The 8,344-nt window shown below is 68.9% G+C and carries 9 protein-coding genes; 2 read left to right on the top strand and 7 right to left on the bottom strand.

All coding sequences use genetic code 11. The features are described from left to right. The 3 genes from secD to ON23_RS16685 form a co-directional block, all read right to left on the bottom strand. Nucleotides 1-1,800 (bottom strand): protein translocase subunit SecD (gene secD / locus ON23_RS16675; RefSeq protein WP_039779280.1); only part of this gene is annotated, 1,800 nt, incomplete at its 3' end. A gap of 137 nt (nucleotides 1,801-1,937) precedes the next feature. After that, on the bottom strand, nucleotides 1,938-2,387 hold the full coding sequence (gene yajC / locus ON23_RS39805; RefSeq protein ID WP_039779281.1) for a preprotein translocase subunit YajC: 450 nt from the start codon (nucleotides 2,385-2,387) through the stop codon (nucleotides 1,938-1,940). A 137-nt stretch (nucleotides 2,388-2,524) separates the two neighbouring features. Further along, nucleotides 2,525-4,018: a flavin-containing monooxygenase gene (locus ON23_RS16685; protein WP_039779282.1), complete on the bottom strand. Its 1,494-nt coding sequence runs from the start codon at nucleotides 4,016-4,018 to the stop codon at nucleotides 2,525-2,527. Between the two features lie 70 nt (nucleotides 4,019-4,088). Here ON23_RS16685 and ON23_RS16690 point away from each other — a divergent pair, with 70 nt between their 5' ends. After that, entirely contained in the window at nucleotides 4,089-4,721 is a 633-nt protein-coding gene (locus ON23_RS16690) for a TetR/AcrR family transcriptional regulator (RefSeq protein ID WP_373282199.1), read from the top strand. A 22-nt stretch (nucleotides 4,722-4,743) separates the two neighbouring features. Beyond that, entirely contained in the window at nucleotides 4,744-5,268 is a 525-nt protein-coding gene (locus ON23_RS16695) for a DivIVA domain-containing protein (protein ID WP_039779284.1), read from the top strand. A gap of 28 nt (nucleotides 5,269-5,296) precedes the next feature. Here ON23_RS16695 and ruvB read toward each other — a convergent pair whose 3' ends face one another. The 4 genes from ruvB to ON23_RS16715 form a co-directional block, all read right to left on the bottom strand. Next, nucleotides 5,297-6,412, bottom strand: coding sequence for a Holliday junction branch migration DNA helicase RuvB (ruvB, locus tag ON23_RS16700; RefSeq protein WP_039779290.1), 1,116 nt, complete (start codon nucleotides 6,410-6,412; stop codon nucleotides 5,297-5,299). Nucleotides 6,413-6,417: 5 nt separating this feature from the next. Further along, the gene (ruvA, locus tag ON23_RS16705; protein WP_039779286.1) at nucleotides 6,418-7,023 is read right to left on the bottom strand and encodes a Holliday junction branch migration protein RuvA; all 606 of its coding nucleotides are present in this window, start codon (nucleotides 7,021-7,023) and stop codon (nucleotides 6,418-6,420) included. After that, entirely contained in the window at nucleotides 7,020-7,589 is a 570-nt protein-coding gene (gene ruvC / locus ON23_RS16710; RefSeq protein ID WP_039779291.1) for a crossover junction endodeoxyribonuclease RuvC, read from the bottom strand. The genes ruvA and ruvC overlap by 4 nt, the downstream gene beginning before the upstream one ends. 123 nt (nucleotides 7,590-7,712) lie before the next feature. Beyond that, complete coding sequence (locus ON23_RS16715) at nucleotides 7,713-8,231, bottom strand: O-acetyl-ADP-ribose deacetylase (protein WP_039779292.1); 519 nt, start codon at nucleotides 8,229-8,231, stop codon at nucleotides 7,713-7,715. Between the last annotated feature and the right edge of the window lie 113 nt (nucleotides 8,232-8,344).

Consider the following 8,344-nt stretch of genomic DNA (forward strand, 5'->3'; position numbering starts at 1 on the left):
GCCGGCCGCCTTGCGTTCCCGCGCGAGCTGCTGCACTGCGCCCAGACCGTTGACCGACGGCTTCGCCCAGAACGGCGAGCGCGAGGCCAGCATCATCAGCGGCGAGGTCACCAGATAGAGCACCACCACGTCGAGCACGGTGGTGAGGCCGAGAGTGAACGCGAAGCCCTTCACCTGACCGGCAGCCAGGATGTAGAGCACCACCGAGGCGATGAGGCTGACGGTCTTACCGGAGAGGTTGGTGCGCTGCGCGCGGGCCCAGCCGCGCGGGACGGCCGAGCGGAAACTGCGGCCCTCGCGCATCTCGTCCTTGATGCGTTCGAAGAACACGACGAACGAGTCCGCGGTCATACCGATACCGATGATCAAACCGGCGATACCGGCGAGGTCCAGGGTGAAGTTGATCCACCGGCCGAGCAGCACGATGATGCCGTACACCGCCACACCCGAGGCCACCAGTGAGAACCCGGCCAGGAAGCCGAGCATGCGGTAGTAGAGCAGGCAGTACAGCAGCACCGCGACCAGACCGATCGCACCGGCGATCAGACCGGCGTGCAGCGAGGCCAGGCCGAGCGTCGCCGACACCGTGGAGGCTTCCGACACCTCGAACGACAGCGGCAGCGAACCGTACTTCAGCGAGTTGGCGAGTTCCTTGGCGGTGGACGCGTTGAACTGGCCGGTGATCTGGGTGGTGCCGCCGAGCTGCGGGCCCTGCTGCACCACCGGCGCGCTGATCACCTTCGAGTCGAGGGTGAAGGCCACCTGCTTCTGCAGGTATTCCTTGGTGAGGTCGGCCCAGGCGTCGGCGTTCTTGAACGTCAGGTCGACCGCCCACTGCGACTGCTGGTTCAGCGACGAACTCGCGTCCTTGATGTCCTGGCCGTCGATGCGCATCGGGGCCAGCAGGTACACCTCGTGGCCGTCCGACGAGCAGGTCACCAGCGGCAACTTCGGATCGTCGTTACCGGCCAGCGGGTCGGGCTTGTGGCAGTCCAGTTGCTGGGCAGCCAGCTGCTGGACCTGCGGGTCGGTGCTCTGCCGCAGCGCCCGCGCCGCGTCGATCTCCTGCTTGGCCTGCTGCTGCGGCGTCAGCGCCGGATTCGGCGCACCGGAGCCCGGAGCCGGTGTCGGAGTGGGTGCGGGCGTCGTCGGAGCCTGCGCCGGAGCCGGGAAAACCCGGTTCTGCGCGGTCGTACCCGACGATTCGCCGGTACCGGACGTCTCACCCGAGGAGGCCGTTCCCGAGGCTGTGCCGGATTCGTTGGACGGCTTGGATTCGGTACCGGACGACGCACCCGGCGTGGGGGCCTGCTGCCCCGCACCCGGCGCCGGCTCCGGAGTGTTCGCCGGCGGGGTGCCGGGCTGCTCCGCGCCGGGGGCGGTCTCACCACCGGACTGGATCTTGCCGTCGGGCCCCACCGGAAGCGGCTGGCCGACCACCGGGCGGATGTAGAGCTTGGCGGTGGTGGCCAGCGACTTCGCCTGCTGCCCGTCGTTGCCGGGCACGGTGATGACCAGGTTGTTGCCGTCGATCACCACCTCGGAACCGGCCACACCGAGACCGTTGACCCGGGATTCGATGATCTGCTGGGCCTGCTTGAGGCTGTCCTTGCTGGGCTTACCGCCGTCGGGCGTGCGCGGGGTCAGCGTGACCTGGGTTCCGCCCTGCAGGTCGATTCCCAGCTTGGGTTCCGGCGACTTGTCACCGGTGAAGAACACCAACGCGTAGATCACCGCGAGCAGCACGGCGTAGACGCCGAGCAGCCGCAGCGGATGCCCCGTTCCCTTGGAAGGTGGCACAGTACATATCTCCTAGGCGGTGAGGGTGGCGGCCGGAATTGCGGCATGACCGGCGAACACGGAGCACCGGCGGTCGCGGGCCCACGGACACGCCGCACCGCCGTCGCGGCGGTGAACGCTGCGACGGCGGAAGCGGGTCAGTCTTTGCGCAGCCGGGCTGCGGTGTCCTCGACGGATTCCTCCGCACCGGACACCGGGGCGGAACCGTTGGCCTCCGCGCCGTTCGCGGCAGCCGATCCGTTGGTTCCGTTGGTGGCAGCACCCTCCACCGTCGCGCCGGCGATCGCCTCGTCCGGCTCGTCCGCGGCGGAATCCGCCTCGGCGGCGTCCCCGGTGGGGCGCACATCGCGGATGGCGGCGCGCAGCCAGGTGGTCACCACATCTTCGGCGATCTCCAGGTCGACGGTCTCCTCGTCGAGGTCGACCACGGTGCCGTAGAGACCGGAGGTGGTGGTGACCTGGTCACCGACCTTCACGTTCTCCTGCATATCGGCGACCTTCTGCGCTTCGCGCTTCTGGCGGCGGACACCGAGAAACATCGGTACGAGCAGAACTACCAGTAGCAGCGGAAACAGCAGGTTCGCCATCGTCGTAGTCGGTCCTAGTGTGGTGGGTTGGATGGGCTGTACCCACACAGTCTGCCAGCAACCTGGAATATCGCCACACCCGCGGTGTGCGCGGCGGGGTGCGCCACACCGGCGCGAACCCCCGCCGCCGCGGTGTCTCAGGCCGCCGGCGCGCCGTAGACGTAGTCGTCGAGCGGGAAGTTCACCGCTTCGCGGTGGGTGGTGATCGTACTGTTCGGCCGCAGCAGCGCCGCCTCGCCGTGCTGGTTGAAGTAGTAGCTGCGGGCGGTCGAGCAATCGCCGGCGTAGAACACCGAGGAGCCGAGCTTCTCGGTCACGTACTCCAGGAAGCGCGCGTTGGCCTCTTCGCGCACCTCGAAGACCTGCTCACCGCGCCGGCGGGCCTCACGCAACAGCCGGTCCATATGTTTCATCTGCGCCTCGATGGTGGTGAAGTAGGACAGCCCGCTGTAGGAGTAGGGGCTGTTGAGGCTGAAGAAGTTGGGGAATTTCGGCACGGTGATGCCCTCGTAGGCCTGGAAACGGTTGTCGCGCCAGAACTTTCCGAGATTCACCCCGTCGCGGCCGATGATCTCGACGGCTGGGAAGTTCACATCCCAGAGATTGAAGCCGGTCGCCAGGATCAGGGTGTCGATCTCGGTCTTGTGGCCGTCGGCGGTCACGATGCCGTCGGCCTCGACATGGTCGATCGCGTTGGTCTCGAGCCGCACGTGCGGCTCGTTGAAGGTCTTGAAGTAGGTGTTGGAGAAGGTGGGCCGCTTGCAGCCGAAGTCGTAGTGCGGGGTCAGCTTGTCCCGCGTCTGCTTGTCGCGCACCTGGGCGCGCAGGTGCGCCTTCGCCAGCAGCGCGGCGCCCTTGTTGCCGAATTTGGCCTGCTTGTAGTGCAGCACGCCGGAGACCATCAGCAGTTCCAGCGCGCCGGTGTTGACCAGCCGGGCCGCCTTCTGGGTCAGCGGCAGCTTCTCGAACAGCTGCTGGACCGGCTTCGGGATGGCGGTGTCGACCTTCGGCACGACCCAGATCGGCGTGCGCTGGAAGACGGTCAATTCCGCGACCTTCTTCGCGGCCTCCGGCACGAGCTGCACGGCGGTGGCGCCGGTGCCGATGACCGCGGCGCGGCGGCCGGTCAGGTCGAAATCGTCCTCCCACGCGGTGGTGTGGATGATCTTGCCCGCGAAGCTGTCGATGCCCGGGAACGGCGGGGTGTAGGGCTGGGACAGGAAGCCGGTCGCGGTGAGCAGATAGCGAGCGGTGAGCGTCCGGCCGCCCTCGACCGAGACCACCCAGTGCGCGTGTTCGGAATCCCAGCGGGCGCCGCCGACGACCTGGTTGAACCGCATCCGGCGGCGCAGATCGTAGGTGTCGGCGATGTGCTCGGCGTACTTCTTGAGTTCGGCCCCGGGAGCGAACAGTCGCGACCAGTGCGGATTCGGCGCGAACGAATAGGAGTAGGTCACCGAGGCGATGTCGACCGCCAAGCCCGGGTAGTGGTTGACGTGCCAGGTGCCGCCCAGGCCGTCCTCCCGTTCGAGGATCACGAAATTCTTCAGACCGAGACGATCCAGCTGAATCCCGGCCCCCATGCCGCCGAATCCCGCACCGACCACCACGGCGTCGTATTGAGGTGCCACGCCGAACCTCCCTGTTACCTGACGTATCTGATACGGAATGACACATCATTCCGTTGCGGAACACCGTATCATCGGCTCCGTGCCGAAGCCATCCACACATCTGGAGCGACGCAAGGCCGAACTGCGGCAACAGATCATCGACACCGCCTTCGCCTGCTTCGCCGACAAGGGCTATCACGCCACCGGAATCGCCGATATCGCCACGGCCCTGGGAATCGGGCACGGGACGTTCTATCGCTACTTCGAGAACAAGCGCGACATCATCGACCACGTGATCGACGATCTGGCCGCGCGGATCATCGAGGCGCTCGGAACCGAGAACGCGCCCGACGCGGCGACCTCGCTCGACGACTACCGGCATCAGCTGGACCGGATCGGGGTGGCGCTGCATCGGATCTTCCTCGAGGACCGGCGGGTCGCGCAGTTGCTGCTGTTCCAGGCCACCGGTATCGATCCGGAGTTGACGATGCGGCTCTACGGCCTGCTCGACACCGCCGACGCGCTGACCGCCGGATATCTCGAACACGGGGTGGAACTCGGCTATCTGCGGGCCGATCTCGACGCCGCCAATACGGCCAAGGCGGTGACCGGCATGTTGCTGGCGGCCATCGTGCACGGGCTGCGCGATCCCGATCCGGAGTCGACCGCGGGACTGGCCCGGGCGATTCCGCGACTGTTGATCGACGGGGTGCGCGCCGGCTGAGCGGTGTAGTAACAATGTGCGGGTGACGCCGGAGTATGTGCGAGGGATCCGATTCGGGCGAGCCCCGATCGGGCACCGCGGCTACGACCCCGCCGAGGTCGACGCGTTCTGCGCCGCCCTCGCCGATGCCTTCGCGGGCCGGGCCGCGCTGAGTGCGGCCGCCATTCGCGGGCACGAATTCGGCCTGGCCGCACCCGGCCGCCGCGATTACGACCGCGACGAGGTGGACGCATTCCTCGATCGCGCCTGTGTGGAACTGGAATTCGCGCGCTATGGACCGGCCCGGCCGCAGGTGGCGTGGCCACCCTCGCCGGAATACGTTTCCCGGCTGCGGTTCTCGGCCCCGCCGCTGGGGCGGAGCGGATACGTCGCCGACGAGGTCGACGCGTTCCGCGAGCGCGTGGCGGCATTGCTGGCACAGACCGCCACGGGATGGGACGCCGCGGCGATCAGACCCGAATTCGGCACGGCCGCGACGGGAGTCCGGGCCTATCATTCCGGCGAGGTGGATGCCTTCGTGGATGCGGTCACGGCGCTGGTGAGTTAGCGCCGCCGCACGGCCGAGCCGGACCGGATCAGTCGAACAGGTCGAGCGTGGGCTGGGCTTCGCGGCCCCGGACCTCGATGGATCCGAAGACCAGATCCGGCGGCGGCACCAGGCCCAGATGTTCCCAGGCCGCGGCGGTGGCGACCCGCCCGCGCGGGGTGCGCGCCACCATCCCGGCGCGGACCAGGAACGGTTCACACACCTCCTCGACCGTGGCGGCCTCCTCCCCCACGGCCACCGCCAGCGTCGACACCCCGACCGGTCCGCCGCCGAAGCCGCGGACCAGCGCACCGAGGACCGCGCGGTCGAGCCGGTCCAATCCCAGCGAGTCCACGTCGTAGACCGCCAGCGCGGCCTTGGCGATGTCCCGGGTGACCAGGCCGTCGGCCCGCACCTCGGCGTAGTCGCGCACCCGGCGCAACAACCGGTTCGCGATGCGGGGCGTCCCCCGGGAGCGGCCGGCGATCTCGGCCGCCGCGTCGGATTCGATGCGCACGCCGAGGATCGCCGCCGAGCGCTGCAGGATGCGTTGCAGTTCCTCGGGTTCGTAGAAGTCCATGTGGCCGGTGAAACCGAAGCGATCGCGCAGCGGGCCGGTCAGCGCGCCCGAGCGCGTGGTGGCGCCGACCAGGGTGAACGGCGCGATCTCCAGCGGAATCGAGGTCGCTCCCGGCCCCTTGCCGACCACGACGTCGACCCGGAAATCCTCCATCGCCAGATACAGCATCTCCTCGGCCGGGCGCGCCATGCGGTGGATCTCGTCGATGAACAGCACGTCGCCCTCGACCAGATTGCTCAGCATCGCGGCCAGGTCACCGGCGCGTTCCAGGGCCGGACCGGACGTGATCCGCAGGGCGGTACCGAGCTCGCCGGCGATGATCATCGCCATACTGGTCTTGCCCAGCCCGGGCGGGCCGGACAGCAGGACATGGTCGGGGGTGCCGCCGCGCTGGGTCGCACCGCGCAGTACCAGGGCCAGCTGTTCGCGCACCCGGGGCTGGCCGATGAAGTCGTCCAGGGATTTGGGGCGCAGCCCGGCCTCGATGTCACCGTCGGACGTCAGATAGTTCGCGGTGACCGCGGACTCGCCGTCCGCGCCGGTGTCGACATCGTCGGCGCCGGAAGGGAATTCGTCGTCGTGCATCGCCGTCACCGGTTCCGGCCGAGAATCGCGAGCGCGGCTCGCAGCGCCTGCGAGGTGCCCAGTTCGGGTTGTTCGGCGAGGACGCCGTCGACGGCCGGTTCGGCCTGCTTCACCGGGAAGCCGAGACCGGTCAGCGCCTCCACGACCTGATCACGCACCGGGGTGACGACCGGGGCGGGCGCCGCGCCCGGCGGTGCGGACTGCACGGGAACCAGATTCACCTTGTCGCGCAATTCGACCACCATGCGCTCGGCACCGCGCTTACCGATACCCGGCACCCGCGTCAGCGCCGCGACATTGCTCTCCGCCAACGCTTTACGCAGCGACTCCGGCTCGAGTACCGCCAGCACCGCCATCGCCAGCCGGGGGCCGACACCGGAAACGGTCTGCAGCAGCCCGAACAGATCGCGCGCCTCGGTGTCGGCGAAGCCGTACAGCGTCATCGAATCCTCGCGCACGATCATCGCGGTGTAGAGGCGGGCCTCGTCGCCGCGGGTGAGACCAGCCAGCGTGGAGGGAGTGGCGTTGAGCCGGTAACCGACGCCCGCGGCCTCCAGCACCGCGTGGTCGAGACCGATCTCGAGCACCTCACCGCGCACCGACGCGATCACCTGGTCACCGCCTTTCGTTGCTGGGCAAGCCTTTCGGCGTATCTGCGTCGCGCCTGTTCGGCCTGTGCCTCCGCCTTCGCCATCCGCTCCAGCATCGGCGCCCGCCAGCAGTGGCAGATCGCCAGCGCCAGGGCGTCGGCCGCGTCGGCCGGTTTCGGCGCCGTCTGCAAGCCTAGGATGCGGGTCACCATGGCCGTCACCTGAGCCTTGTCCGCGGAGCCGTTGCCGGTCACCGCGGCCTTGACCTGGCTCGGGGTGTGGAAGGCGACCGGGATGCCGCGCCGCGCCGCCGCCAGCGCGATCACCCCGCCGGCCTGCGCGGTGCCCATCGCGGTGCGGACGTTGTGCTGGGAGAAGACCCGCTCGATCGCGACCGCCTCGGGCCGGTGGGTGTCCATCCAGTGCTCGGCGGCGTCGGCGACGCCGAGCAGCCGCTGCGCGAGGTCCACATCGGCCGGTGTGCGCACCACATCGACGTCGAGCGCGGTGACCTGGCGCCCCAGACCGCCCTCGACGATGCTCAGGCCGCACCGGGTGAGCCCGGGGTCGACACCCATCACCCGCACGAAATGCACCCCTGTCGAGTCGCGAACAATTGTTCGAAGTCTAACCGAGAGCCCCCGCACCGGCGGCCACCGACACGGAGCCCGAGCGCGGCGGTCCCGCGCACCGAAGACTGGCGAAGCCACCTATTCCGTTGCGGCCAGCGCGGATTCGAAGATCCGATGCGCGGTCTCGTCGAACAGGACGAAACGGATCTCGGTGGCACCGGCGCGGGCGGCCCGGACGGTGTCGAGGGCGATCCGGGCGCCGTCGTCGAGGGGCCAGCCGTAGACACCGGTGGAAATCGCCGGGAAGGCGATCGTGCGCGCGCCCACTTCGTCTGCGACACGCAGAGATTCGCGATAGCAGGAGGCCAGCAGACCGGAGCGGTCCTGCTTCGCCGCCCAGACCGGGCCGACGGTGTGGATCACCCAGCGGGCCGGCAGATTGCCGGCCGTCGTCGCCACGGCCGCGCCGGTGGGCAACCCGTCCGGATAGGTCGTCGCCCGCAGCTGCTTGCAGGCGGCCAGGATCTCGGGTCCGCCTCTGCGGTGGATCGCACCGTCGACACCGCCGCCACCCAGCAATCGGGAGTTGGCGGCATTGACCACGGCGTCCACGTCCTGTTCGGTGATGTCCCCGCGCACCAGCACGATCTCGGCCATATCCCCCATTGTGCCCGCGCCGGGCGCGCGCGGCGGCGGACTCCGCCACCTCCCGGCCGGTACCGGACTCCGAGCGAGTTCACAGGGTTTCTCGAGGAAGGCCACCGACAATT

It is taken from the genome of Nocardia cerradoensis NBRC 101014, from assembly GCF_000308535.1.
Taxonomy (GTDB): domain Bacteria; phylum Actinomycetota; class Actinomycetes; order Mycobacteriales; family Mycobacteriaceae; genus Nocardia; species Nocardia cerradoensis.

Bases quoted from the DNA above. Each gene is read 5' to 3' on its own strand.
- ruvB (WP_039779290.1), bottom strand. From the start codon at position 6,412: ATGCACGACGACGAATTCCCTTCCGGCGCCGACGATGTCGACACCGGC.
- ON23_RS16715 (WP_039779292.1), bottom strand. From the start codon at position 8,231: ATGGCCGAGATCGTGCTGGTGCGCGGGGACATCACCGAACAGGACGTG.
- yajC (WP_039779281.1), bottom strand. From the start codon at position 2,387: ATGGCGAACCTGCTGTTTCCGCTGCTACTGGTAGTTCTGCTCGTACCG.